Genomic DNA, 24,888 nt, shown 5'->3' with positions numbered 1-24,888 from the left:
CCCGCCCCAGACAGGCCCCATCGCCCGCCCGCGCCGCGCCCCCGACATCGTTGTCAAGGGCGCGGCTTGCACGGATCGCGAACCTACGGGATGCGGCAGACCCCGAGGAGGCACCGCGCACTGGGGCGTGCCGTCGCCCTACGGCGTGTAGACGGCGTCACTGCCGTACAACTCCCTGGTGAACGCGGAGACATCGGCACTGCGGTCGGCTCCGTCGAGGTTGTACGTCAGATAGACGCCGTATCCCTCACTGACGGTGCGGCGGGCGAGGCCGGCGACCGTGCTCTGCGAGGTCCGGCCGATCTCGACGGCCGCCGGCGACAGCTTCGACTTGGGCAGTGCGATGCCGGGGACCTGCCAGGTGCCGTAGTACGGGTTCCAGGCGTAGTCGAACTTCGACGAGACGTCGACGCCGCCGTAGGAGAGGCGCGACGCGGCCGGGCCGATGTTGTAGAGGCTGATGATCTTGTCCGGCATGTTCGCGCGCAGCGCCGTCACCAGGTGCACGAACGAGCTGGCGTTGGGCTGGCCGGTGCCGTTGTTGCCGTACTCGGCGTACTCGTCGTCGAAGTCGATCCCGTCGAGGCCGTACTTGGTCACGGTGTCCGACATCTGCTTCGCGAACGCCGAAGCCGCCTTCTGGGACGGGAAGTTCGCGAAGCCCGCGCCCTGGTGGTTGCCGAGCACCGAGAGGACGACCTTGATGCCCTTCTGCTGCAACGGCCGTATCTCCGTGGCGGCGTTGTCGAGGACGCGCTGCACGTTCTCGTTGAAGTGCAGATACGCCGCCTTCTTGCTCGTGTCGTAGTTGATGTTCGCCGCGAAGATCACGGCGACGTCGAAGGCGTTGCCGCCGCCGTTGGCGAGGGTGTACTTGCCGACGTTCAGCATGCTGTTGTTGTTCACCTCGACGTAGGCCACCGAGGTCGGTCCCTGTTTCGTGGGAGCGGGCCCGGGGGCTGGTGCCGCTGCCGCGCCGGTCGTGGCGGTCGTGCCGAAGGTGAGGGCCGCGACGGCCGAGAGCGCGAGCGCGGCCGCCCGCGCTCTGCTCCGTACCAGAGTGAACATCGTTGATCGGTCTCCCATCGCATGGGTCGGCGCCCGACCTGTTCGAAAGCGCCGAGTGAGCCCTCCGAGTTTTCCTCTCCGATGACCGAATCCCAAGAATCGCGCACAAACTCTTCACGACTCCCACGCACCTCGCGCCTCAGCCCGCTTCCAGGGCAAGGGAGTTGGATCGTGCGCGCGCACGGCCTTGGTGGAGGTCCACACGCAGGGCGTGGTGCGGCGGGAGGCGAGGCCCACCGCCGGTCAGCTGATCGGCGGCAGGAGGGGCACCCGGGCGGCGAGGAACTTCGGGGCCATTTCGCGGTAGCTGTCGGTGATCAGTTCGGCGAGCTCGGTCCAGTCGGTGTGGTCACCGAGAATCGCGGCGACGACGTTATGGCCCCAGTCGGCACGGAGGAACGGGAAACCACCGGCGGTCAGGCCGAGCAGGTCGTCGACGGGTACCCGAAAAGTCATCACCACCGGTTCCTGATCTGCGGATACGTACGAGGCGTAGACCGGGTAGCGATCCACGTCCGGCGCGTAGACATGGGCGAACGTCCGCGTACGGATGCGCCAGCGCACGCCGATCCAGGCCGGTTCCTCGTACGACTCGGGCAGCTGCCGACAGATCGACCGCACCCGGTTCAGGATCTCCGGCGGCACGTCTCCAGGACTGGACATGGACCGACCCTATCGACCGCCGGCGCGTTCCGCGCCGAACGCGGTTGGGCAGGGAGGCCCGCGGGGCAGGGCGGATTCGCCGTACCTGACGGGCCGTTGGGCCCTTCGCGGAACCAGTGCGGGGTGAACAGCGCCCGTTGCGCACGGTTCATGGCCGGAGTTCCGCCGACGCCACTGGTGCGCCAGGTGCGGAAAGGAGCGCGTGATCCGCCTGTGTGCGGCCGTCACACACCCGCCCGAAAATACCCCCCTAGGTATCTCTGTTACGGTGGATGGAGATACCCCGGGGGGTAATTTCGGAGTGAGGGAGAGTGCGCCGTGTTCTTTGCCGACGTCTTGGAGACCGAAGGTCTGGGCAACCGCAGCTATCTGGCGGGCGGGGCCCGGGCGGCGGTGGTCGTGGATCCGCCGCGGGACATCGACCGGGTGATCGCGGCGGCGGCCCGGCGCGGAGTCAGGATCGTGGCCGTCGCGGAGACGCACGTGCACAACGACTACGTCACCGGTGGTCTGGAGCTGGCCCGGCTGACCGGCGCCCGCTACCTGGTGCCCGCCGGGGCGTCGGTGGCCTACGCCCGCCTCCCGGTGGCCGACGGCGATACCGAGGAGGTCGACGAGGGCCTGGCGCTGCGGGCCGTGGCCACTCCCGGGCACACCCCGCACCACACCTCCTATGTGCTGGAGGAGGCCGGGCGTGCGGTGGCCGCGTTCACCGGCGGCTCGCTGCTGATCGGCAGCGTGGGCCGTCCCGATCTGGTGGAGCCGCGGCTCACCGAGCACCTGGCCCGCGCCCAGCACGCCTCCGCGCACCGGCTCGCCGCCCAGCTGGCCGACGACGTGGCGGTGATGCCGACACACGGGTTCGGCAGCTTCTGCTCCTCCACCCAGGCCAACGGCGACCACAGCACCATCGGCACGGAGAAGACATCCAACCCGGCGCTGCTCCAGGACGCGGAGACGTTCGTCAAGGAGCTGCTGACCGGCCTGGACGACGTCCCGGCCTACTACACCCACATGGGCCCGGCCAATGCCGCAGGCCCCGCTCCTATAGACCTGACCGCACCTGAGCGGGCTGACGCCAGAGGGATCGCCCGCCGCCTGGCGGCCGGGGAGTGGGTCATCGACCTGCGCAACCGTGTGGCGTTCTCGGAAGGCCATGTCGCGGGTTCGCTCAACTTCGAGGTCGAGGGCCAGCTGGCCACTTACCTGGCGTGGCTGATCCCGTGGGGCAAGCCGGTCACCCTGCTCGCCGAGAGTGCCGAGGACATCACCCGCGCCCAGCGGGAGCTTGCCCGGGTGGGAATCGACCGCCCGGCCGCCGCGGCCGTCGGCTCCCCGGCCGACTGGACTACCGGCGGGGCGCCGCTCGCCTCGTTCCCTCGGGCGACATTCGCCGACCTGACCGCCGCCCGTGAGCGGGGCGAGAACCCCGTGGTGCTGGACGTACGCCGGGACGCGGAGCGGGCCGACGGCTGGATCGAGGGCAGCGTGCACATCCCGATCCACCAGGTCCACCAGAGGCTGGACGAGGTGCCCGCCGGGACCGTGTGGGTGCACTGCGCGGGCGGCATGCGCGCGGCGATCGCCGCCTCCGTCCTGGACTCCGCCGGACGTGACGTCGTCGCCGTCGACGACGGCTACGCCGCTGCCGCCGACGCCGGCCTCAGTCTCGTCTCCCCCGCCCAACACTGACCGCACCACCTGACCCTGCCGGCCCCTCACGGTCCGCCCGGGGTCAGAGCATCAGAGGAAGCATCATGCTCTTGCCGCACAGCGGCCCCGGCCGCATCACACCGGCACAGGCCCGCCGCGCCGTCGAGGACGGCTCCGCGCTGCTCGCCGACGTCCGTGAGGAGAACGAGTTCGGGGCCGGCCACGCCCCCGGGGCAACGCTCTGGCCGCTGTCGCGGCTGGCCCGGGGCGCGGCTCCGCCCGGTCCCGATGACGGCCGTGGTCTCGTGCTGATCTGCCGCTCCGGCAACCGCTCCCAGCAGGCCGTGCGCCTGCTCGCCGAGCGCGGTGTGACGGCTGTCGACGTCATCGGCGGCATGGTGGACTGGGCCGATCAGGGTCTGCCCGTCCAGGACGCGCACGGGGCGGCGGGCACCGTCATATGACCGCGTTCGTGCTCGCCCTGCTCGCCGGGGCGCTGGTCGGTCTCGCCCTGGGCTCACTCGGGGCGGGCGGCAGCATCCTGACCGTCCCCGCCCTGACCTACCTGCTCGGCTTCAGCCCGGCCGAGGCCACCACTGCCAGCCTGATCATCGTGATCGCCACCTCGCTCACCGCGCTGGTGGCCCACGCCCGGGCGGGAACGGTGCGCTGGCGAGCCGGACTGCTGTTCGCCGCGGCGGGACTGCTGCCCGCCGCGGCGGCCGGCCTGCTGTCCGCGCGTATCCCCGCCACGGTGCTGACCCTGGCCTTCGCCGCCCTCGCGGTGCTCGCCGGGCTGCGCATGCTGCGCCCGCGCACACCGCCGGTGAACGGAACAGTGTCGGCGCCCCGCGCAACGGGAGCGGGCGCCGCGCTGGGTGCGGTGACCGGGTTCCTCGGGGTCGGCGGCGGCTTCCTCGCCGTCCCCGCCCTGGTGGCGGCGCTGGCGGTGCCGATGAGCGCGGCCGTCGGCACGAGCCTGCTGGTCATCGTCGCCAACGCGCTGGTCGCTCTCGCGGCCCGGGCGGCCACCGAGGTCAGCCTGGACTGGGCTCTGATCATGCCGTTCATCGCGACGGCGGTCCTGGGGGCGTGGGACGGCAAGCGGCTGTCCGCGAAGGTCCAGCCCGCCGTCCTGCAGCAAGTCTTCGGCGGCCTGCTGCTGACGGTAGCCGCGGTGATGGCGACCGGCGCCCTGCTGTGAAACACCCGTGGGGCCTGCCGCGGACGCCCCGCTGTCGGCACGTCCGCGGCAGGCCCCACGGGAGGGCGGAACGGTCAGGCCAGCGAAAGGAACAGCTTCTCCAGCCGGGCGCGCATCTGCGCCGAGTCGCGCACCTGCGGGTCCTCGCTGGTCATGCACTGCTGCAGACCCGTCGCGATGATCGAGAACCCGGCCCGGTCCAGCGCCTTGGAGACCGCGGACAACTGCGTGACCACGTCCTCGCAGTCCCGGCCCTCCTCGATCATCTTGATCACTCCCGCGAGCTGGCCCTGCGCCCGCCGTAGCCGGTTCAGCGCCGACTTCAGTTCCTCGGCACTCATGTCGAGTTGCACACCAACCTCCTCTCATACCCCCATGGGTATCCTACCGTGGGAACCAGCCCAGAAAGGCATCTGTTCCGTGACCACCACCGCACTCACTTCCGCCCAGGCCACCGCCCGCTTCGGCGAGTTCACCGTGATCGACGTACGCACCCCCGGCGAGTACGCCACCGGCCACCTGCCCGGCGCCCACAACATCCCCCTGGACCGCCTGGACACGGCCGCCGACACCCTGAGGAAGGCCGCACAGCGCACGCCGCTCCTCGTCGTCTGCGCCTCCGGAACACGCTCCGCCAGGGGCTGCGCCCAGCTGGCCGCCCACGGCATCGATGCCGCCACCCTCGAAGGCGGCACCACCGCCTGGGCCTCTGCGGGCCACGAGGTCGAGCGCCCGGCCGGCGCCCGCGCGACCTGGCCCATGGACCGCCAGGTCCGCCTCGCCGCCGGCACCCTGGTCCTCGCCGGCTTCGTGGCCGGTCTCGCCTGGACGCCCGCGCACTGGCTGTCCGGGGCCATCGGCGCCGGACTCGTCTTCTCCGGCGTGACCAACACCTGCGGCATGGCCGCAGCCCTGGCCAAGATGCCCCACAACCGTCCCCCGAAGAACGCGGTCTCCTTCCGGGAGACCCTGCTGCGTCTGGCCCCTTGACCTCCGTGCCTGCCCGGGCCGTGACCGACCGTCGTGTGCGGGGCGGCGGCGGTCTGAGCCCCCCAGAGACGGGCGAAGGCATCGGAAACCTCTCGCAGTTCCCGCACGCGACGAGCGGCAAGTGGCAAGTGGCAAGCACGAACTCGGAATCGGTGGGCCTGAAATAGATGGTCTTTTCCGGTTGACGCTATTCGTCCTCTGCCAGCCGCGCTCCGGGCGCTACCGTCCCAGGGGATCGGACAGCAGCCCCATGTAGCCGAGTAGCCGAGAGGGGAAAGCACACCATGAGCGATGCGACCTTCCGTCCCGGAACACCAGAGGCCACGATCCGCCGCAACCAGGCCTGGACGTCGGGAAACGGGCGGGCGATCCTGCGCCTTCAGGAGGACGGCAACTTCGTCCTCTACAGGGAATCGGTCTCCAAGCCGGTGTGGGCCTCCAACACGGCCGGCGAACAGGCGGCCTACGCCGTCATGCAGGAGGACGGCAATCTCGTCGTCTACACAGAGAACGACAAGCCTCTCTGGGCCTCCGACACCAACGGGCGTAGCGGTGCCCACCTGGCCGTCCAGGACGACGGCAACGTCGTCATCTACCACCAGGGCGCGCCGATCTGGGCGACCGACACCGGCGACTGACCGACGAGCGGATCGGCGGGAGCCCGCGGGGCCCTTGGCGCGGCGCACGGCGAACATCCGGCGTACGTGCGTGGGGCGGGCGAGCCGGATGACATGACGTCCTCGGACTTGCTCAGGCCGGGTTCGGACGGCGAAGGCCCGCCAAGGCCTAGCGCGCCACGCGGTAGCGGAGGTAGATGGCCTTCGAGGCGAACGTGCGGGTCTCGACGAGTTCGAGATTCACCTGGCGCTCGTGCTGGGGGAAGAACGGAATGCCGCCGCCCACCAGTACCGGGTGGACCACGACCCGGTACTCGTCGATCAGACCCGCCGCGGCCGCCTCGGCGGCGAGTGTCGCGCCGCCGATCGCGATCTCGCCGTCTCCCGGCTCGGCCCGCAACCGCTCGATCTCCTCGGCCAGGCCGCCGGACAGCAGGCGTGCATTGCCCTGCACCTCCGACAGCGTGGTGGAGAACACCACCTTGGGCAGCGGCTTCCAGAGCCCGGCCCATTCGAGGTTCGCCTCATCGAGCGACGGGTCCTGGTCGGCGGTCTCCCAGTACAGCATCGTCTCGTACAGCCGTCGGCCCAGCAGGTGGACGTCGATCCCCCGAATCTCGTCGATCCAGAAGCGGAAGACCTCCGCGTCGGGCGCGCCCCAGTCGATGCCGCCGTCCGGGCCGGCGATGTAGCCGTCAAGGGAGACGTTCATCGAATAGGTCACGCTGCGCATCAGAGGTCCTCCTCGGTGTCGGTTCGACAGTACGACCGCCGAAGGCCGCAGGGGCGGCACGGCTCGCGGGATCCCCTGGGCCAAGGCGGTTCCTCCTGGGCCTGCCTACGCTTTGCGGGCGAGCAGTTGGATCTCCTTGAACTGTCGGCGGTCGGTGGGCTGCGGCTCTCGGACCATCCGGGCCACCTCGGCCAACCCGGACTCGCGCAGCAGCGCGGCGAGGTGGTCGGGCCACCACCGATAGGCGGGTGCGACCGCGTGGTCGAAGACCTGCGTCAGGTGGGTCTGGTCCTCGCTCGCCGAGAAGCCGATCAGGAGGTGACCGCCAGGTGCCAGAACGCGGTGGAACTCCGCCAGGATAACGGGGAGTTCCCGCGGCGGCGTGTGAATGACGGACCAACGGGAGAGCACGCCGCCCAGCGCGCCGTCAGCGATGTCCAGCGCGGCCATCGAGCCCACGTCGAACCGCAGGCCCGGGTAGGCCTCTCGAGCCAATTCGATCATCGTGGGTGAGGCGTCGACACCGGATGCCAGCAGTCCCAACTCCGCCAGATGGGCCGTGACATGGCCAGGTCCGCACCCCAGGTCCGCGACCTGAGTGTCCCCGCTCGCGCCGACCGCCTCGGCGAACACACCCAGGATCGCGCGGTCCAGGGGGCTGTCGCGCAACGTGTCGCGGAACAGTTGCGCATAGGTGTGAGCAGCATCGTCGTAGGCATCGCGGGTGGCACTGAGGGCATCGTGTTCGACCATGCTCCCGACAGTAGTTCCTGGCGCCCGGTGGGCAGGTCCCGAAGGAGCGGACGTCAGCGCAACATCAGCAGGACGTGAGCGGTGAGCACCAACCTGGTGATCAGGAACACGTTGAGCCTCCTAGGGCACCAACGCAGTACCTGATTATCTGGTCGACGAGGGGGTGGCGGCGCACACTCATGTCTGCCGTGCTCGAGCCCCCTGGGCCTTCATGGAAGCAGAAGGAGCTCTAGCCCGTGCAGCAGACCGTCGAGAGTGTCCCTACGACTGAGCGGGTGCTGTTGTCCGTTCACACATCGGACCCGATTTCCCGGGCCGGCGTACTCAGTCAGTTCCGTCAGTACCCGGAGATCGAGCTGGTGGACACCACCCAGCAGGACCGCGGCCAAGTCGCCCTGCTCGTCGCCTGTTCCGTCGACGAGACGACCTTGCTGAGCCTGCGCACACTCGTCCGCGTCAAGGGCGTCCGGGCGGTCCTGGTGGTGGACCGGATGCGGGAAGCCGACCTGTTGGATGTCGCCGGGTGCGGGGTCACCTCGATCGTATGGCGACGAGAGGCCACGCCCGCGCGGCTGCTGCGGGCCGTGCTCGCGGCTCACCGGGGTGACGGTGACTTACCGGCCGACTTATTAGGCACCTTCCTCACCCGTATGGGACAGCTCAAGAGCAGCACACCAAGTCCGGCCGGACTCCCCACGATGGGAATCACGCCACGCGAAGTCGAAGTCCTCCAGTTGGTCGCGGAGGGACTGGACACCGGGCAGATCGCGGTCAAGCTCGCGTACTCCGAGCGGACGGTGAAGAACGTCCTGCAGAATCTGACCTCCCGCCTCCAACTGCGCAACCGCACCCATGCGGTGGCCTACGCGGTGCGCGCGGGCTACATCTGAGGTCGCGCCAGGCCGCACCGCATCGTGTGGGCTCGTGCCACGGTGCCGCCGCATCGCGTGAGCTCATGCCTCGGTGCGCCGCATCGCGTACGGCGCGACGGGGGCTGGACCACCTTCTCGTCCAACCCCCGTTCTCCCCTGCCTGACCGGTGCCTAGCCGACGGTCACGGCGCCGCGCAGCGTCTCGCGCATCAGTGAGATCACCTCCGCCGCGCGCGGGCTGAGGAAGAAGTGACCCCCGCGGAACGTCTTGATGTCGAACGCGGCCGTCGTGTGGGAGCGCCACTCGTCCGCTTCCGGCACCGTCGTCTTCGGGTCCGCGTCGCCCACCAGGGCGGTGATCGGGCAGTCGACGGTCGCGTCCACGGGTCCGTACGTCTCGATGGCCCGGTAGTCGCTGCGGATCGCGGGCAGCACCATCCGCAGCAGTTCCTCGTCACCGAGCACCTGGGCGTCGGTCCCGCTCATGGCCTTCATCTCGGCCACGATGCCGTCGTCGTCCCGCTGGTGGACGTTCTCCACGCGTCGCGTCGACGGTGCGCGGCGCCCGGAGGCGAAGAGCATCGCGGGCGTGTGGCCGCGCTCCTGGAGCCTGCGTGCGACCTCGAACGCGATGATCGCGCCCATGCTGTGCCCGAAGAACACGACGGGCCGGTCGAACAGGGGCGCCACCACGGGCGCGATCCGGTCGGCGAGCACGCCTATGTCGTCCACGTTCGGCTCGGACCGCCGGTCCTGACGGCCGGGGTACTGCAGGGCCGTCACGTCGCAGTCGCTCTGGAGCGCGGCCGATACGGGGAAGTAGAAGCTCGCCGATCCGCCCGCGTGCGGGAAACACACCAGCCGGACCGGGGAGTCCGGTGCGGGGTGGAACCGGCGGAGCCAGAGGTCGCTGCCGTCGGCAACAGTCATGTCGATCGTCCGTTCTGCTGTGGTTGTCGTACTCAGTGTGCGGATGACTCTGTTGTGTCTTCGGTGGTTCGCTGGTCTGTCTTTGGTTGCCCTCAGGGGGAGTTGGTGGTCCGGTCGTCGGCCAGCCAGGCCCGTACGGCGAGCGCCGTCGACTCCGAGTGGTCGTCCATGATCGTGAAGTGGTCGCCGGGGACGTCGGCGGCCTCGTGCGGCAGGGGCCACCGGGGGCGCCAGTCGTCCTCGGTCTCCAGCGCCTGCGACTCCCCCGGCGGGAAGGTGGCGTGCACGTACAGCGTCGGTGTGTCGATCGGTTCGGGCTCCCAGTCGCCGAACACGCGCAAGTAGCCGCCCTGCCCGGTGAGTTGCGCGCCCGACATCAGCTCGAACGCCTCGCTGGTCGCCGCGCGCTGCCGCAGCGCCTCCTCGAGCCGGCCCTCGAACGAGGTCGTCGCGGTGTAGGTGTCCACGAGCACCACGGCCGCCGGTGCGCTGCCCTGCTGTTCGAGCAGCGCGGCGACCGCGTTGGCCAGCCAGCCGCCCGACGAGTAGCCGACGAGCACGAACGGTCGGCCGCCGGCCTCCCTCCTGACGGCCTCGGCCTGGAAGCGCACGACCGCGTCCCTGGTCGCGGGCAGCGACTCCCCCGCCGCGAAGCCGGGGTTGGGCAGCACGGTCACGTCCCGCTCGCCCGCGAACACCGGGGCGAACCGGCCGAAGTAGTGCGGTCCGGAGGGCGCCATCGTCGGCGGCAGGCAGAGCAGCGGAGTGCCCGGCCCGGTCGCCAGCGTGACCGGCGGCAGTGCGGGCACCTCGTCCGGCGTCTCGAACACCGGGCGCACCCGGGCGGCCGCGTTCACCATCTGCCACCCCTCCTCGTACAGGCCGAGGTCGCAGGCCTGCCGGTACAGACCGGTGAGCGTGTCCTCGACCGCCAGGGCGGCGGTCGAGGCGGGAGCCTCACCCCCGGCGTCGGCCGCGGCCCCCGAGGCGAGTTCACGCCGGAGGTACCCGGCGAGCGCCGGTCCTGTCGGCTGGTCGAAGACGACGGTGGTGGGCAGGCGGAGCCCGGTCGCGCCGGCGAGCCGGTTACGCAGTTGCAGCGCGGTCAGGGAGTCCAGGCCGAGCTGGGTCAGGGCGCCGGAGACATCGAGCTCCTCCGGCACATAGCCGAGCACGGCCGCCGTCTGGTCCCGGACGAGCAGCAGGAGTTCCCGCCCCTGTTCCTCCTCCGTGAGACCGGCGAGGCGCTGCGCCAGCGGCTCCTCGCTCGTGGCGGCCGCCTTGGCGGCCCGCGGGCGTACGAGGCCGCGCAGCAGCGGTGGCACCTCGTCGGGCCCGCCGCGCAGGGCGGCGAGGTCGAGCCGCATCGGCACCACGACCGCGTCGTCCGCCGCGCAGCCGAGGTCGAACAGCGCGAGGCCCTGCTCCTCGGTCAGGCCCGCGACACCGGAGCGGGAAAGCCGCTCCACGTCGCTGCCCGCCATGGCGCCGGTCATCGCACTTGCCGTCTCCCACAGGCCCCACGCCAGCGATGTCGCGGGGAGTCCGGCGGCCCTGCGGTGCTGGGTGAGCGCGTCGACGAACGCGTTGGCCGCCGCGTAGTTGCCCTGGCCGGGGCCGCCGAGGATGCCGGCGGCCGAGGAGAAGAGCACGAACGCGGAGAGGTCCAGGTCGCGGGTCTGCTCGTGCAGGTGCCAGGCCGCGTCGACCTTGGGGCGGAACACTCGGTCGACCTGGTCCGGGGTCAGCGAGCTGATCGTGCCGTCGTCCAGGACGCCCGCCGAGTGCACCACGCCGGTCAGCGGATGGTCCGACGGCACATCGGCAAGGAGTTCCGCCAGCGCGTTGGGGTCGGTGACGTCGCAGGCGGCGAGCGTCACGTGCGCGCCGAGGCCGGTCAGTTCGGTGCTGAGGTCCTCGGCGCCCGGGGCGGCAGGGCCGCTGCGGCTGGCCAGGACGAGGTGCCGTACGCCGTGCTCGGCCACGAGGTGCCGGGTGACGAGACCGCCGATCATGCCGGTGGCTCCGGTCACCAGGACGGTGCCACCGGGGGCGAACGCGATGCCGGAGTCCACGTCGGACGGCGGCCGGGTCCGCGCGATGCGCGGCACCAGCACCTCGCCGTCGCGCAGCGCCAATTGGGGCTCGGCGGCGGCGAGGGCGGCGGGCAATGCAGGCCAGGAGGTGTCGTGCCCGTCCACGTCGACCAGTGTGAACCGGTCGGGGTTCTCGGACTGCGCCGACCGGATCAGGCCCCACACCGCCGCGTCGGCGAGGCCGGGCACGTCCTCGTCGGGTCCGGTCGCGACGGCCCCTCGGGTCATGAAGACGAGGCGGGATGCGAGGAAACGGTCGTCGGCCAGCCACTCCTGGGCGATGCGCAGCGCGCGCAGGGCGGCCGTGCGGGCGGCGGCGACCGGCTCCGTGTCGTCCTCGGCGCACGGGACGACGACCAGCTCCGGCACCCCGGACTCGGCGAGGGCCGCGAGGCCGTCGTACTCCTCGACGGCGATACCGGCCGCGGCGAGACCCGCGCCGGCCTTCAGGTCGTCCGGGCCGACGACGGCGCAACCGCGGGCGGGAGCGGGAGTGGCCGCACGGGTCGGTGCGGCCACCCACTCCAGCCGGAACAGTGAATCGCGGTGGCGCGCACCCCAGTGGTCGGCGGCGATCGGCCGCAGGACCAGGGATGCGACCGTCGCCAGGGGGTTTCCCTGTACGTCGGTCAGTTCCAGGCAGACGGCGTCGGGTCCGGCAGGTGTGAGCCGTACCCGCGCCGCCGTGGCACCGGTCGCGTGCCAGCGGATCCCGCTCCAGGAGAACGGGAGCCGGGGGCGACCGGCGTCTTCGACGAGGCCGCCGAGCGTGCAGGCGTGCAGCGCGGCGTCAAGCAGCGCCGGGTGGAGGCCGAACGAAGCGGCGTCCCGGTGCTGGTCCTCGTCAAGCTCGATCTCGGCGTACACGGCGCCCTCGCCGCGCCATGCCGCCCTCAGTCCCTGGAAGGCGGGCCCATATCCGAACCCGGCCCCCTCCAGGCTGTCGTAGAGGCCCTCGATGTCGACGGGCTCGGCTTCGGCGGGCGGCCACTGCGTGAGCGCGGCCGGCTCGGCGGGGGCTCCGGTGGTGAGGAAGCCGGTGGCGTGCCGGGTCCAGTCGGCACCGGCGGCCGGGGCCTCCAATCCGACCGGTCCGTCCGGGCAGGAGTCGATGCTCAGCGCCCGGCGGCCGGAGCCGTCGTCGCCGCCGACCGTCACCCGCAGGCGTACTCCGCCGCGTTCGGGCAGCACCATCGGTGCGGCCAGGGCCAGTTCCTCCACCTCGTCCAGGCCGAGCCTGCCGCCCGCCGCGAGCGCGATCTCCGCGAAGGCGGTGCCGGGCAGGAGGATCGTCTGTGCGACGGCGTGGTCGGCGAGCCACGGGTGGGTGTCGGTGCCCAGCCTGCCGGTGCACACCAGGCCCTGCTCGTCGGCGAGGTCCACGGCGGCGCCGAGCAGCGGGTGATCGGCGTCCGCAAGGCCGAGACCACCGGCCGCTTCGACGAAGCGCAGGTCGCGGGGGGCGTCCAGCCAGTAGTGCTTGCGCTGGAAGGGGTAGGTGGGCAGGTCCACGTGCCGCCCGGCGGGCACGGTCTGCCGCCACTCGAAGGGCAGGCCTTCCACGTACGCCTCGGCGGCGGAGAGCAGGAACCGGTCGAGACCGCCCTCGTCCCGGCGCAGCGTACCCACCATGACGGCGTCGCCACCGGTGGCCTCCACCGTCTCGGACACGCCGATGGTGAGCACGGGGTGCGGGCTGCACTCGACGAACGCGCCGACCCCGTGGTCGAGCAGGCCGCGCGTGGCCTCCTCGAACCGCACGGTATTCCGCAAATTCTGGTACCAGTAATCGGCACCCACCTCGGAACCGGTCAGCCACTCCCCCGTCACCGTGGACAGCATCGGCACACTCGCGGGCAGCGGCTCAACCCCGGCCAGCACGCCCGCCAACGCCTCCTGAATACGCTCCACATGCGGCGAGTGCGAGGCATAGTCCACAGGCACCCGACGTGCCCGCACCTCGTCGGCCGCGCAGGACTCGATCAGCTCGTCCAGTGCGTCGGCGTCGCCCGCCACCACCACCGACCGCGGGCCGTTGACCGCGGCGAGCGAGATCCGCCCGTCCCAGCGCGCGATCCGCTCGCGCGCCTCGTCGACCGTCACCGAAAGCGACACCATGCCGCCCTGGCCCGAGAGCGCCAGGATCGCCTTGCTGCGCAGCGCCACCACCTTGGCGGCGTCGTCCAACGACAGCGCTCCCGCGACGTGCGCGGCGGCGATCTCGCCTTGACTGTGCCCGACCACCGCGTCGGGCTCCACACCGTACGAACGCCACAGCGCGGCCAGCGACACCATCACCGCGAACAGCGCGGGCTGCACAACATCCACCCGCTCCAACTCGGCCCCATCGGCGAGCACTTCGTGCAGCGACCAGTCCACATACGGGGCGAGCGCCTCAGCGCACGCATCCAAGGAGGCGCGGAACACCGGCGACGACTCCGCCAAGTGGGCACCCATGCCCAGCCACTGCGAACCCTGACCGGGGAACACGAACGCCACCTTCCCCACAGGCCGTGCGACACCGATCGCCACGCGGGTGGACTCGGTGCCTGCGGACACCGCCGCCAGCGCCTCCGCTCCGCCCGCCACCACCACGGCCCGGTGGTCGAACACCGACCGCGACAGCAGGGCATCGGCCATGTCGGTCGGCGCCAACGCCTGTGAGGCGGTGGCCAGTTGGGCCGCGTGGGCGCGCAGGGCGTCCTCCGTGCGCGCGGAGAACACCAGCGGGGTGGGCTCGGACGTCCGCGGCGGGTCGACGGGGGTTCCGTAGGGGGTCTCGTCGGGTGCCTGTTCCAGCACGGCGTGGGCGTTGGTGCCGCTGATGCCGAACGAGGAAACGGCGGCCCGCCGGGGGCGTCCCACCTCGGGCCACGGCGTGGTCTCGGTGATCAGCGACACGGCGCCCGATGCCCAGTCCACGTGCGGGGTGGGCTCGGTGATGTGCAGGCTCGAGGGCAGTACGCCGTGCCGCAGCGCGAGCACCATCTTGATGAGGCCGGCGACTCCGGAGGCCGCCTGCGTGTGGCCGATGTTGGACTTCACCGAGCCGAGCAGCAGCGGCCGGTCGGCGGGGTGTTCGCGGCCGTAGGTGGCGAGCAGGGCGTCCGCCTCGATCGGGTCGCCCAGGCGGGTGCCGGTGCCGTGCGCCTCGACGGCGTCGACCTCGGCGGCCGGGACGCCCGCGTCGGCGAGCGCCTGCCGGATGACCCTGCGCTGCGCGGGGCCGCTGGGGGCGGTGAGGCCGTTGGACGCGCCGTCCTGATTGATCGCGGTGCCCTTGATCAGGGCGAGGACGGGGTGCCCGTTGCGGCGTGCGTCGGACAGCCGCTCGAGGAGCACCATGGTGGCGCCCTCGGCGAGGCCGAACCCGTCGGCACTCGCCGAGAACGCCTTGCAGCGCCCGTCGGGGGCAAGCGCGCGCTGCCGACTGAACTCCACGAACATGCCCGGCGACGGCATGACCGTGACACCGCCCGCCAGGGCGAGGGGGCACTCGCCGCGGCGCAGCGACTGCACGGCCAGGTGCAGGGCGGCCAGCGACGAGGAGCACGCCGTGTCGAGGGTGACGGCGGGCCCGTTGAACCCGAACGAGTAGGAGAGCCTGCCGGAGGCGACGCTCGCGGTGTTGCCGGTGAGCAGATAGCCCTCGAGGTCGGCGGGGGCCTCGTGCAGCCGCGGCCCGTAGTCCATCGTCATCGCGCCCACGAACACGCCCGCCTGGCTGCCCCGCAGCCCGTCCGGGTCGATGCCCGCGCGCTCGATCGCCTCCCAGCCGATCTCGAGGAGCAGCCGCTGCTGCGGGTCCATGGCCAGCGCCTCGCGCGGCGATATCCCGAAGAACTCGGGGTCGAACTGGTCGACGTCGTGCAGGAATCCGGCCTCGCGCTGGTAGTAGCCGCCGGCCCGCTCGGCGTCCTCGTCGTAGCGCCCGTCCAGGTCCCAGCCACGGTCGGTGGGGAACGCGGTGATGCCGTCGCCGCCCGTGGAAAGGAGCTCCCACAGGTCCTCGGGGCTGCGCACGCCGCCGGGCAGGCGGCAGCTCATCGCCACGACGGCGATCGGCTCGTCGTCCCCCACCGTCGCGAAGGCCAACGGCTGGTCGTCGTCGGCCGCCGTGCCGAGCAGGGTCCGGTCGATGCGCTCGGCGAGGCCACGGCACGTGGGGGTGTCGAACACCGCCGAGACCGGCAGGTTCAGGCCGGTGGCCGCGTTCAGGAGGTTGCGCAGTCGCACCGCGCCCGCCGAGTCGACGCCCAGTTCGAGCAGCGGCGCGTTCGCGTCGGGCGTGGGCCCGGCGTCCCCGACGACGGCGGCCACCTGTGCGCGGACCAGGTCGAGGAGGAATGCGGTGCGGTCGGGGGCGTCCGCGAGCCGGTCGGCGAAGGACGGGGCGGGGGCGGTCCCGGGCGCCGTGTGCAGCGGGTAGGCGGGCAGCGGCACCGCGCGTGCGTCCCGGCCCGCGAACACCGCGTTCCAGTCGGGGAGCACGCCGTACGTGTGCAGTTCGGCGAGCGCGGCGGTCATCTGGTCGGCGCCGCCCCGCTCTCTGCGCAGCGTGCCGATGACGGCGGCCTCCACGGCGGCGTCCTCGGCGGTCTCCTGCACGGCCCTGGTCAGCACGGGGTGGGGGCTCGGCTCGAGCAGCAGTCGGTGTCCGGCCGCCAGGACGGCGCGGGTGGCGCTCTGGAAGTCCGCGACGCCGCGCATGTTGCGGCACCAGTGGTCCGCGGTGAGCGTGAGCGGGTCGACCCTGGCGCCCGTGGTTGCCGTGTAGATCGGCACGTCCGTCGGGCGGGGTGTGATCGGTGCGAGGCCTTCGCGCACCAGGTCGAGCACGGAGTCGACCTGGCGGCCGTGGGCCGCGAGACGGATCGCGATGCCTCTGGCCCTGATGCCGTCCGCGGCCAGTTCGGCGAGGAGTTCGTCGGCCTCGTCCTCGGTGCCGGAGACCAGGACCGAGGTGGGGGCGTGCACGGCGGCCAGGTCGAGTCCCGCGTACCGGGTGAGCCGTTCGCGTACGTCGTCGGCGGACGCCAGCACGGACAGCATCACGCCGCGTTCGAGCAGGTGCACCTGTGCCTGGCTGAAGAGGGCCACGGCCCGTGCGCCGTCCTCGACGGACAGGGCGCCCGCGACCGTCGCGGCCGGGATCTCGCCGACGCTTGAGCCGATCACGGCGCCGGGCCGCACACCCCAGGAGCGCCACAGCGCGGACAGGGAGACCATCATCGCCCAGAGGGCGGGCTGCGCCACGTCCGGCCGGTCGAGGGAGGGCGTGTCCGTCGTGCCGCGCAGCACGTCGAGGACGGGCCAGTCCACGAACGGCGTGAGGGCGTCGGCACAGGCGTGCAGTTGCTCGGCGAACACCGGCGACGCGGCGAGGAGTTCGTCGGCCATGCCCAGCCACTGCGGCCCGTGCCCGGGGAACACGAAGGCGACGTCGTCTGCCGCGGCCCGCACCGGCCCTCCGGCGAGCCCCGGCACCGGTATTCGCCCCTCGCTGACGGCGAGCAGTTCCTCGGCGAGCCGCGTGCGGTCCCCGCCGACCAGTACCGTGCGCCGGTCGAGGGCGGGACGGGTGGTGGCCAGGGAGAAGGCGAGGTCGGCGAGCGGCAGGGTGGGCTCGGATTCGATCAGCGCGCGCAGATCGGCGGCCCGTGCCCGCAGCGCGTCCTGGCTGTGTGCCGACAGGGTGATCGGGACGGCGGGCCCGTCCGGTGCGGCGCGGCCGGGATCGGGCCGGCCCGAGCTCAGTGCGGCGTCGACCAGAGCGGGAACGCCGTCGGACCAGGCGTGGTCGGTGTCGAGCCGGTAGGCGAAGGTCGCGGTCCGCGCGATGTCGTCGCGGGTGAGCACGGCGAAGGCACCGTCCGACCCGACCAGCGCGAGGTCGCACTCTCCGGAGCGCACGGCGGCGGCAGCATCGGCGAGGGGGTCGCGGCTTGCCCGGCGTGGACCGTCGAAGCCGAGTGCGCGTGCCAGCCCGGCCGCGTCGTCCTCGCCCTCGGTGCCGGCGGCCAGATAGACACCGACTCCTGCCCGCTCGGCCGTGCCGATGCCCGCGTCCTCGCAGGCCGTCCACGCCGACTCCAGTTCGCCCGCCCGGCTCGCGGGCAGCGGCGCACCGGTCAGCTCGGCCAGTGCACCGTGATCGCTCTCCGCCTGCACCGGTGCCGCAGCCGCGGCGCCAATGACGGCGACAGTGCCGGTGTGCACCCCTTCGGATAAGCGCATAGCAGCCTCTGCCTTCGTCAGTCATCCAACTGGAAAGTGGATACACGCGCGGTTGGCGTGAATCGGCTCGATACTTTCTCGGCCACTTCGCCGCGACAACGATCGCAAGTCAAAACCAGAAATCCAGAAATTGTCAACTGCGGTCTATTTTCGGTCTGCCGCAGGCGGAAAACAAACGTAGGGCAGGTGGAAGCGCTGCGCAGAGGCGCGTCGACTCACGCGATTTACCGTACGGACTTCCCGAATTTACCTGGTTATCGACGGGCCCGGGAGAGCGGCGGACCCGCCTCTTGCCCTGCCTCCGGGCAGCTCCTGCCCTATCGTGCAGCGACTTTTACCCCATCGCGCAGCGGCGGCTCGCACCCGGGGACGACGGAATAGCGACACAGTCCGTTCATCAACAACCCGCCATTCGACCGTCACGATCTGGCCATACGGGTTCCGTTAAGAATCAGGCCTCGCGCACGACCACCGTGAAACACTGAATGCACAGAGGGCGGAAACCAACGCGTCGACCGGGCATGCCGAAGCGGCTCCCGCGTTGCGGGAGCTCAGGGCGGTGCCCCCCACGGCGGGCCTTGGGCCTGGGCGTAGGCAGGGGTAGCGGGAAACAGGGGCGAAGGGGCCGGTAAGGACAGGCCCCCGCAAGGCGCCGGCCGGGATCGAATTTCGCGACGGTCCGAGTTCGCGAACCATCGGCCGGGAGCGGGAGAACGACATAAGCCGTTCAGAGGAACAGCGACTCGCGTTCGGGCAGCGGAAAAGCCCTTCTGGTCTTCACATGGCAGCCGAGGCAGCGCGCCGGAAAGTGGCGGCACCCGCGTCACGGCCCACCGATTCTTATCCCTCCTTTACGTAAAACCCCATGCGGTTGCCGGGACCTATACGGAGGACCAAGGAAGCGGGCACTCCGAGAGGACCTGATCGGCCTGCGGACGGGGGTGCATGGTCGGAACAAACGCGATACCTGTGGCCTCGCGCTGACCCAACAGTATCGGAGTGCGTGTAGCCCGCACCAGGCTCTCTTTATGTGGCAGGCGGAGGCGGAACAGCCCTTCTCCACGCACACAAAGGGCGCGTCACCGGGTGTGGTGAACGCGCCCTTCCGTATGCCGCCGCGAATGCCTGCCGACTCCGCCACCTGGCATCGATCCGCGCAGTTCGCTTCCGCGAAAACTGACTCCGGAGTAATTAACGCACCACACTGCGTGTCCGGCCGTGGAGCGCACAGCGGGCGGCCGTGCCCGTTTCACCGTGCCCGCGCGCCCGCCTTCTGCCCGTTTCGGGCTCACGCGCGGTCGCTGTGCTTCACCTCACACGTCCCGGTACTTCCAGGCAGCCTTCGCCGTCCGTCCGATCCGACACCGCTGCCCTCTGATGCCCGTCTAGCGCGTGACGAGAGCCGGGCCCGTCCAGGCGGCGCGCAGCGCCTTCTTGTCCACCTTGCCGACCTTCGTCGTCGGCAACTGATCGAGCAGCACCGTCTTCCGGGGCGTGTACAGCTCGCCCAGCTCGGCGGTCACCGCCGCGCCGACCGCGTCCGGGTCGACGTCGGTGCCTTCGGCCGTGGCCAGGAAGATCTGCACGGCCTCCCCGTACTCCTCGTCCGGCACGCCGAGCGCCGCCGCGTTGCGCACGCCGGGCAGCGTGAGCAGGAAGTCCTCCAGGACGCGGGAGTAGACGTTGTCGCTGGTGCTGCCGGTGACGATGATGTCCTTGGCCCGGTCGACGAGATACAGGTATCCGTCGGCGTCCAGATAGCCCATGTCCCCGGTCCGCAGCCAGCCGTCCTCCAGCGCCTCCGCGGTGCGCTCCGGGTCCTCGTAGTAGCCGAGCATCACCGTCTCGCCCCGGACACACACCTCGCCGACCTGCCGGACGGGCAGCGCCGCCGTGCCGTTCTCACCCCGGATCTCGATCTCGGTGTCGGATATCGCGCGACCGCAGCTGCGCCAGAGCTCGGGCCGCCGGGCGCCCTCCGAGGCGAGGTCGTCGGCACCGAACGCGGCGATGCCGAGCGCCTCCGACTGTCCGTAGCCCTGGCTGAGCACCGGCCCGAAGACCTCGACCGTCTGCTGCAGGCGGCTGGGCGAGGAGGCCGCGCCGCCGACGACGATCCGCCGCAGCGCGGGGAAGGCGCCCGGCACGCACTCCGGGTGGTCGAGCAGCGCGTACAGCATGGGCGGTACGAACATGGTGGCGGTGATCCGCTCCTCGCGCAGTGCCGCGAGGGCCGCCCCCGCTTCGAACTCGGGCAGCACGACGAGGGCGGACCCGGTCACCAGCGCCTGGAGCGAGGTGAGGTGGCCGCTGCCGTGGGTGAGCAGCGTGGCGACGAGCACCCGGTCCGTGCCCGGGTCCATGACCGGGAAGAAGCCCGGGTGGCGGGAGTCGCGCGGGGCGTCCTCCGCCTGGTCCACCAGCACGTTGTAGAGCCGGTGGCTGTGGGCGGCGAGCTTGGGGCGGCCCAGGGTGCCGCCCGTGTAGAGGACGGTGACGGCCTCGTCCGGCCCCGGGGCGGGTACGCCGTCGGGTCGCACCGCCGGGCAATCGGCGGCCAGGGCCAGCAGGTCCGCGCACTCCTGCTCGCAGGGCCCCAGGCTGAGCAGCTCGGGGGCGTGGACGCTGCGGGCGGCCGCGTCGGCGGCCCGCTGGGCGAAGAGCGGGTCGGTGACCACGGCGCGTGCCCGGGACTGCTCGACCAGTGCGGCGAGCTCGCCGGGGCCCGGTTCAGGCGGCAGGAACACGACGCGGCAGCCGATGAGATGGACCGCGAGCTGCACCAGGACGGAGTCCACACGGTTGGCCAGGAAAAGTCCTACTCCGTCGCCCGGCGCGAGCCCCTGACGGCGCAGTGCGTGCCCCATTTGGAACAGACGCCGCCGAGCCTCTCCGCGGGTCAGCCGCTGCGCGCCCTGGACGAGCGCCTCGACGTTCTCGTCCGTGTCCCAGCGTTCCAGGATGCGGTCCACGTACGTGTGCGGCTGCGTTGTTTGCTGTGCGTTAATGATCATGGACACATGCAAACATGCCGGTCAGGGGCCGTGGCCTCACAGGGGCCAACTTCGGCCATCGGGCGGCGGAGTATGATGCCCGGCCACGTGAGAGCCGCCGGTCACCCGCGGACGACGACCTGGGCTTTCCCCGGGCGCGTGCGTTCCGCTCGCGCCGCGGCGACACGAGACTTCCGGTGGGTGGGCGTGCCGCGGTTGTGCCCGCCCCCGGGACGGCGGATTCTGTAGGGGATGAACGGGGCTGGTGTGGCGCCATGACGGCATCGAACGCGGAGCAGAGTGCCGACTTCCGTGGGCCCCTCGACGTCACCAGGGCAGCCACGGCGGTCGTCGACGCCCAGGACACGGTGATCGGATGGAGCCCCGCGGCACAGCGGCTGCTCGGTTACCGGCCGCGGGAGATCGTCGGCCGGCCCGTTTCCACGTTCCTTTCGCCCGGCCCCACTCCCGCTGTGCCCCCTCTCCACCCCCGGTCACAGGGGAACGAGATCCGCGTCGCCCGGCACCGGGACGGGCACGAGCTGATCGTGGCCACCGCGGTGTGCCCCCTGCCGGGCGACGGCGAGGCGGGGCGCGTCCTCGTCGCGACGGAGCTGAAGGATCTGCGGCAGTGGGAGTCCCGGCTCGCGCTGCTGCACGGACTGACCACCCAGTCTCCCGTCGGCCTCGCCATCTACGACACGGACCTGCGTCTGACCTGGTGCAACACGGCGTACGAACGGGAGATCGGGCGACCGTTCGCGGAGTTCCGCGGGCTTCGGGCCGATGAGCTGTACTCCGACGGTGTGTTCGTGTCCAAGGGGCATCCGCCCACGCTCGACGCGGTCATGCATCACGTCCTGAAGACCGGAGAGCCGTTTCTTGACCTGCACTTCAAGGGCCGGCCGCCCAGCGACCCGACGACGGACCACCTCTGGTCCTGCGCCTACTACCGGCTCCAGGACCCCGACGGCCACGTCTTCGGCGTGTGCGAGGACGCGTTCGACATCACCGACCGCTACAAGGCCCAGCAGCGCCTCGCCCTGCTCGTCGAGGCGGGCCGCGGGATCGGGACCGCCCTCGATGTGCTGGTCACCGCCGAGAAGATCACCGAGGTGGCGGTGCCGGAGTTCGCCGCCACGGTGACGGTCGACCTCGCCAGGGCGGTCCTGGAGGGCGAGGTACCGGCCACCAGCGGCTCGGCGGCGATGTCGCTGGTCCGGGTCGCGGGCTGCTGCTCGGCTCAGGACGCCGGCCGGGAGAATCCGGGGCAACGGCCCCGCTCCCCCGCGGACCGCGTGCCCGTGGAGTACCCGTCCGGTTCGCCACAGCATCGCAGCCTCTCCTCGGGCGGGCTCGTGCTCGACGAGACGACCCTGGTCGTGCCGCTGCGGGCCGGGAACAACACGCTGGGCCTTGTCACCTTCGTCCGCGGCACCGGTTCGGCCACCTTCGACAGCGGCGAAGTGGCGCTGGCCGACGAACTGGTCGCCCGGACGGCCGTCTCCATCGACAACGCCCGCCGCTTCACCCGCGAGCGCACAGCGTCCCTGGCCCTTCAGCGCCAGTTGCTGCCGCAACATGTGCCGGAGCAGTCGGCGGTCGACGTGGCCTACCGCTACCTGCCCACGGACGACGTGACCGGGGTCGGCGGCGACTGGTTCGACGTCATCCCGCTGTCCGGTACCCGGGTCGGACTCGTGGTCGGGGACGTGGTCGGCCACGGCCTTCAGGCAGCCGCCACCATGGGGCGGCTGCGGACCACCGTGCGCGCGTTCGCCCAGATGGACATGGACCCCGTCGAGCTCCTTTCGCGGCTCGACGACCTGGTGGCGCAGTCGGCTGAGGAGCAGCGCAGCGAGCTGGGCACGCCCGACGGCGTCTACGCCGATGTGACCACCGGGGCGACCTGCCTCTACGCGGTCTACGACCCGGTCTCGCGGCGCTGCGTCATGGCCAGGGCCGGGCACCTGCCGCCGGCGGTCGTCGCCCCGGACGGGCGGCCGTCCTTCCCGGAACTGCCGGCCGGACCGCCCCTGGGCCTGGGCGGCCTGCCGTTCGAGTCGATGGAGATCGAGCTGCCGGTGGGCAGCCTGCTCGCTCTGTTCACCGACGGCCTGGTCGAGGCCCGCGACCGCGACATCGATCACGGACTCGACACCCTGGGACGCGTACTCGGCGACCGCGACGCGTCACTCGAGGACCTGTGCGACCGGGCCGTGTCGGAGCTCCTGCCCGGCGGCCCGACGGCCGACGACACCGCCCTGCTCCTGGTCCGTACCCGCGAGCTCGACACGGCGCGGGTCACCGAGTGGGAGCTGCCCGCGGAACCGGTCGCCGCGGGCCGCGCCCGGGAGCTGGCCACCGGGCAGCTGCGCCAATGGGGCCTCGAAGAGCTGTCGTTCGCGACCGAGCTCGTCGTCAGCGAACTGGTGACCAACGCGGTCAGGTACGCGGAGGGACCGATCCAGGTACGCCTGATCCGTGACCGCACCCTCCTGTGCGAGGTCGCCGACAGGGGCCACACCTCGCCGCACCTGCGCCACAGCGGCGAGGACGACGAAGGCGGGCGCGGCCTGTTCATCGTCGCGCAGCTGGTCCAGCGGTGGGGAACGCGCTACACCCGCTCCGGCAAGACCATCTGGACCGAACAGGCCTTCCCCAAGACGGGATGATCCTCAAGGCCGGATGGGACGGCCCGCCCGCACCCGGGCGCGCGCCTCCCCTTCGTCGCCCCCGACGAGCGCCGCGTGCCGTGTTGTCGCCCGCCACGAAGCGGCGCCCCGGCCGGCCGCCCTAGCTTCCGGGCATCACCGGTCTGAGGAACGGGCGAACACCGCGCCGCGGTACGGCCATTGCCTCTGATCGCAACGACCGAGAGGGGAAGCAATGGCAGTGCGGACAGCACGGATCGGCGCGGTGGGACTGGTGGCAGCGGCGGCCTTGACCGCCGCACCGTTCATCTCACCCGCGGCCGCCGACAACGGCGTGGGACATCCCCGGACCCAGGAGGCCATGGACGCCGCAGTGCAGGCCGGGGTGCCCGGAGTCGCCGGGCAGGCCAAGGAGGGCTACTCGGTCTGGGCGGGCACGTCGGGCGTCGGCGACCTCAGGACGGGTGCGCCGCGCTCGGCGGTCGACCGCTACCGGATCGGCAGCATGACCAAGACGTTCGTGGCGACCGTGCTGCTCCAGTTGGAGGCGGAGGGCAGACTCGACCTCGACGACAAGGTCGACACGTGGCTGCCCGGCGTGGTGCGGGGCAACGGCAACGACGGCCGCCTGATTTCGGTGCGGCAGCTGCTCAACCACACCAGCGGGATCTTCGGCTACACCGCCGACCCGGAGTTCCTGGAGAAGGGCTTCACCGAGAAGTTCCTGGAGCACCGCTACGACACCTACACGCCCCGGCAGTTGGTCGACATCGCCCTGCGTCACGAGCCGCTCTTCGCCCCGGGCGCGGGCTGGAGCTACTCGAACACCAACTACACACTGGCCGGAATGATCATCGAGAAGGTCTCGGGCCGCCCGTACGAGGACGAGATCAAGCGGCGCATCGTCAGCCCGCTCGGCCTGTACGCCACCTCCGTCCCCCGCACGAACTCCGCGCTGCCGGAGCCGAGTTCGCGCGCGTACTCCAAGCTCTCCCTGGCGCCGCGGCCGAACGGGCCGACCCACGACGTCACCGAGCTCAATCCGTCGGCCGCGGGCTCGGCGGGCGCGATGATCTCCGACTCCGGTGACCTGAACCGCTTCTACTCGGCCCTGCTGGGAGGCAAGCTGCTGCCCGCGGAGCAGCTCAAGGAGATGAAGACCACCGTCCCCGTCGCCGGGGCCGGCCTGATCAAGGGTTATGGGCTCGGCCTGATGAAGTTCGAGCCGTCCTGCGGTGCTTCGGTCTGGGGCCACGGCGGCAACATCCAGGGGTCGGCGTCCCAGGCCGTGACCACGCCGGACGGCAAGCACGCGCTCGCCTTCAACTTCAACGGCGACTGGGCGGGCGACAGCCAGGCGGTCATCGAGGCGGAGTACTGCCCGAAGTGAGCAGGGGCAGATGAGCAGGGAGAAAGGCGCCTGAC

The 24,888-nt window shown here is 71.5% G+C and carries 16 protein-coding genes; 8 read left to right on the top strand and 8 right to left on the bottom strand.

Going from position 1 to position 24,888, the window contains the following annotated elements; genetic code table 11:
• Positions 1–138: 138 nt before the first annotated feature.
• Both ACZ6ZP_RS14965 and ACZ6ZP_RS14960 read right to left on the bottom strand, forming a co-directional pair.
• A complete protein-coding gene (locus ACZ6ZP_RS14965) occupies positions 139–1,068 on the bottom strand; it encodes an endo-beta-N-acetylglucosaminidase H (RefSeq protein ID WP_351156482.1) in 930 nt (309 codons plus the stop codon).
• 243 nt (positions 1,069–1,311) lie between these two features.
• Positions 1,312–1,731 carry an MmcQ/YjbR family DNA-binding protein gene (locus tag ACZ6ZP_RS14960; RefSeq protein WP_361465163.1) on the bottom strand — a complete coding sequence of 140 codons (420 nt, stop codon included), beginning with the start codon at positions 1,729–1,731 and terminating at the stop codon, positions 1,312–1,314.
• 318 nt (positions 1,732–2,049) lie between these two features.
• Here ACZ6ZP_RS14960 and ACZ6ZP_RS14955 point away from each other — a divergent pair, with 318 nt between their 5' ends.
• The 3 genes from ACZ6ZP_RS14955 to ACZ6ZP_RS14945 all read left to right on the top strand — a co-directional run bounded on the left by ACZ6ZP_RS14955 (position 2,050) and on the right by ACZ6ZP_RS14945 (position 4,588).
• Entirely contained in the window at positions 2,050–3,423 is a 1,374-nt protein-coding gene (locus ACZ6ZP_RS14955) for a rhodanese-like domain-containing protein (RefSeq protein ID WP_469406989.1), read from the top strand.
• A 65-nt stretch (positions 3,424–3,488) separates the two neighbouring features.
• On the top strand, positions 3,489–3,848 hold the full coding sequence (locus ACZ6ZP_RS14950) for a rhodanese-like domain-containing protein (RefSeq protein ID WP_351156488.1): 360 nt from the start codon (positions 3,489–3,491) through the stop codon (positions 3,846–3,848).
• Positions 3,845–4,588 (top strand): sulfite exporter TauE/SafE family protein, encoded by a 744-nt coding sequence (locus tag ACZ6ZP_RS14945; protein WP_351156490.1) that lies wholly within the window; start codon positions 3,845–3,847, stop codon positions 4,586–4,588. The genes ACZ6ZP_RS14950 and ACZ6ZP_RS14945 overlap by 4 nt, the downstream gene beginning before the upstream one ends.
• Positions 4,589–4,662: 74 nt before the next feature.
• On the opposite strand, the gene ACZ6ZP_RS14940 is transcribed toward ACZ6ZP_RS14945, so the two are convergent.
• Entirely contained in the window at positions 4,663–4,941 is a 279-nt protein-coding gene (locus tag ACZ6ZP_RS14940) for a metal-sensitive transcriptional regulator (RefSeq protein WP_225823872.1), read from the bottom strand.
• A gap of 22 nt (positions 4,942–4,963) precedes the next feature.
• Between ACZ6ZP_RS14940 and ACZ6ZP_RS14935 the strand changes: the two genes are divergently transcribed.
• Both ACZ6ZP_RS14935 and ACZ6ZP_RS14930 read left to right on the top strand, forming a co-directional pair.
• Positions 4,964–5,578 (top strand): rhodanese-like domain-containing protein, encoded by a 615-nt coding sequence (locus ACZ6ZP_RS14935; protein WP_468612984.1) that lies wholly within the window; start codon positions 4,964–4,966, stop codon positions 5,576–5,578.
• Between the two features lie 284 nt (positions 5,579–5,862).
• Positions 5,863–6,216, top strand: coding sequence for a hypothetical protein (locus ACZ6ZP_RS14930; protein ID WP_351156494.1), 354 nt, complete (start codon positions 5,863–5,865; stop codon positions 6,214–6,216).
• Positions 6,217–6,364: 148 nt separating this feature from the next.
• Here the strand turns inward: ACZ6ZP_RS14930 and ACZ6ZP_RS14925 are convergent, their stop codons facing one another.
• Entirely contained in the window at positions 6,365–6,928 is a 564-nt protein-coding gene (locus ACZ6ZP_RS14925) for a dihydrofolate reductase family protein (RefSeq protein ID WP_361473834.1), read from the bottom strand.
• A 105-nt stretch (positions 6,929–7,033) separates the two neighbouring features.
• Positions 7,034–7,681 carry a class I SAM-dependent methyltransferase gene (locus ACZ6ZP_RS14920; RefSeq protein ID WP_351156498.1) on the bottom strand — a complete coding sequence of 216 codons (648 nt, stop codon included), beginning with the start codon at positions 7,679–7,681 and terminating at the stop codon, positions 7,034–7,036.
• Between the two features lie 236 nt (positions 7,682–7,917).
• On the opposite strand from ACZ6ZP_RS14920, the gene ACZ6ZP_RS14915 reads away from it, so the two are divergent.
• Positions 7,918–8,571 carry a helix-turn-helix transcriptional regulator gene (locus ACZ6ZP_RS14915; protein ID WP_351156500.1) on the top strand — a complete coding sequence of 218 codons (654 nt, stop codon included), beginning with the start codon at positions 7,918–7,920 and terminating at the stop codon, positions 8,569–8,571.
• Between the two features lie 153 nt (positions 8,572–8,724).
• On the opposite strand, the gene ACZ6ZP_RS14910 is transcribed toward ACZ6ZP_RS14915, so the two are convergent.
• From ACZ6ZP_RS14910 to ACZ6ZP_RS14900, 3 genes are all read right to left on the bottom strand, one after another.
• Complete coding sequence (locus ACZ6ZP_RS14910; protein WP_361473841.1) at positions 8,725–9,483, bottom strand: thioesterase II family protein; 759 nt, start codon at positions 9,481–9,483, stop codon at positions 8,725–8,727.
• A gap of 92 nt (positions 9,484–9,575) precedes the next feature.
• Positions 9,576–17,816 (bottom strand): SDR family NAD(P)-dependent oxidoreductase, encoded by an 8,241-nt coding sequence (locus ACZ6ZP_RS14905; protein ID WP_469406985.1) that lies wholly within the window; start codon positions 17,814–17,816, stop codon positions 9,576–9,578.
• A 1,385-nt stretch (positions 17,817–19,201) separates the two neighbouring features.
• The gene (locus ACZ6ZP_RS14900) at positions 19,202–20,830 is read right to left on the bottom strand and encodes a class I adenylate-forming enzyme family protein (RefSeq protein ID WP_351156514.1); all 1,629 of its coding nucleotides are present in this window, start codon (positions 20,828–20,830) and stop codon (positions 19,202–19,204) included.
• A gap of 254 nt (positions 20,831–21,084) precedes the next feature.
• Between ACZ6ZP_RS14900 and ACZ6ZP_RS14895 the strand changes: the two genes are divergently transcribed.
• Together ACZ6ZP_RS14895 and ACZ6ZP_RS14890 are read left to right on the top strand one after the other, a co-directional pair.
• Complete coding sequence (locus tag ACZ6ZP_RS14895) at positions 21,085–23,484, top strand: SpoIIE family protein phosphatase (RefSeq protein WP_469406982.1); 2,400 nt, start codon at positions 21,085–21,087, stop codon at positions 23,482–23,484.
• A 214-nt stretch (positions 23,485–23,698) separates the two neighbouring features.
• The gene (locus ACZ6ZP_RS14890) at positions 23,699–24,853 is read left to right on the top strand and encodes a serine hydrolase domain-containing protein (RefSeq protein WP_469406980.1); all 1,155 of its coding nucleotides are present in this window, start codon (positions 23,699–23,701) and stop codon (positions 24,851–24,853) included.
• The last annotated feature ends 35 nt before the right edge of the window (positions 24,854–24,888 follow it).

Source organism: Streptomyces sp. NPDC054047 (genome assembly GCF_055585065.1).
The sequence above is the reverse complement of the archived record's forward strand: the minus strand, read 5'-3'. Positions and strand labels throughout refer to the sequence as shown.

Coding starts and splice junctions, on each gene's coding strand:
- ACZ6ZP_RS14965 (WP_351156482.1), bottom strand. CDS start 1,068: ATGTTCACTCTGGTACGGAGCAGAGCGCGGGCGGCCGCGCTCGCGCTC.
- ACZ6ZP_RS14960 (WP_361465163.1), bottom strand. CDS start 1,731: ATGTCCAGTCCTGGAGACGTGCCGCCGGAGATCCTGAACCGGGTGCGG.
- ACZ6ZP_RS14950 (WP_351156488.1), top strand. CDS start 3,489: ATGCTCTTGCCGCACAGCGGCCCCGGCCGCATCACACCGGCACAGGCC.
- ACZ6ZP_RS14945 (WP_351156490.1), top strand. CDS start 3,845: ATGACCGCGTTCGTGCTCGCCCTGCTCGCCGGGGCGCTGGTCGGTCTC.
- ACZ6ZP_RS14935 (WP_468612984.1), top strand. CDS start 4,964: ATGGGTATCCTACCGTGGGAACCAGCCCAGAAAGGCATCTGTTCCGTG.
- ACZ6ZP_RS14930 (WP_351156494.1), top strand. CDS start 5,863: ATGAGCGATGCGACCTTCCGTCCCGGAACACCAGAGGCCACGATCCGC.
- ACZ6ZP_RS14925 (WP_361473834.1), bottom strand. CDS start 6,928: ATGCGCAGCGTGACCTATTCGATGAACGTCTCCCTTGACGGCTACATC.
- ACZ6ZP_RS14920 (WP_351156498.1), bottom strand. CDS start 7,681: ATGGTCGAACACGATGCCCTCAGTGCCACCCGCGATGCCTACGACGAT.
- ACZ6ZP_RS14910 (WP_361473841.1), bottom strand. CDS start 9,483: ATGACTGTTGCCGACGGCAGCGACCTCTGGCTCCGCCGGTTCCACCCC.
- ACZ6ZP_RS14905 (WP_469406985.1), bottom strand. CDS start 17,816: ATGCGCTTATCCGAAGGGGTGCACACCGGCACTGTCGCCGTCATTGGC.
- ACZ6ZP_RS14900 (WP_351156514.1), bottom strand. CDS start 20,830: ATGATCATTAACGCACAGCAAACAACGCAGCCGCACACGTACGTGGAC.
- ACZ6ZP_RS14895 (WP_469406982.1), top strand. CDS start 21,085: ATGACGGCATCGAACGCGGAGCAGAGTGCCGACTTCCGTGGGCCCCTC.
- ACZ6ZP_RS14890 (WP_469406980.1), top strand. CDS start 23,699: ATGGCAGTGCGGACAGCACGGATCGGCGCGGTGGGACTGGTGGCAGCG.